Source organism: Corynebacterium sp. UMB8791, assembly GCF_054166365.1.
Map to the genome: position 1 here is coordinate 1 of NZ_JBSZCG010000160.1, position 713 is coordinate 713.

At 54.0% G+C, this 713-nt stretch carries 1 pseudogene; it reads right to left on the bottom strand.

Going from position 1 to position 713, the window contains the following annotated elements:
* A pseudogene (locus ACXIUA_RS10930) lies at positions 1 to 464 on the bottom strand (hypothetical protein); the annotation flags it as partial.
* Positions 465 to 713: the final 249 nt, after the last annotated feature.

The following is a 713-nucleotide window of genomic DNA, read 5'->3' on the forward strand; positions in this document are numbered from 1 at the left end:
GCTTCCTCCCGACGCTTCGCATCGAGTTCGAGCTTGCGCTTTTGCTGCATCAACGCGGAGACTTCCTTGCGTAACTGCTGGATTTCAACGCACTCATCCATCGTCAATGTTCCAATCCTCCTTGGTGTAGTACGCGTGGTGAGATCACCATCGGCAACCATTGCTGTCCAGCGTCGCATGGTGTGGTCAGCAAGTCCATGTTCAATTAACCACGCTTCTTTCTGGCCATACGGCACCAGCTGATATTCAATGACCATCTCACGGATGTAGTCAGGTGAATACCTTCCCCGATATGCTTCATCAACGCTGCGTTTGGCTCGTTGAATACCATCTAAACCATCAGTGGTGGACTTTGATAACTGTAATGCGCGGGCCCAGCGCTTGATATCGCAAGACTGGATTGCCTGTCGGGTGCACCATGGGCCTTTCGTGCCGTACGGCAACCGGTTATAAATCGTGATCATTTGTCGCTGCTGTGCTGGATGAAACCACCTGCCAGAGCCAGTAGTGCGGTACGGGGAGAACACGAACGCTACTGCTTGAAGTGAGGCCAACGTGTCTTCATCGAGTACTTGCCCCGCTGCCAGCACACGCGGTGGCATTGCTAGGATCTCTTTGACTTCCTCGCGTGATGTTTTAGTCTTGCCCCCGTGGGTCCTTACCGGGGTTGCAACGGTCGGTGGTGACGTCAACGCTGACGGCACCAACTCAGG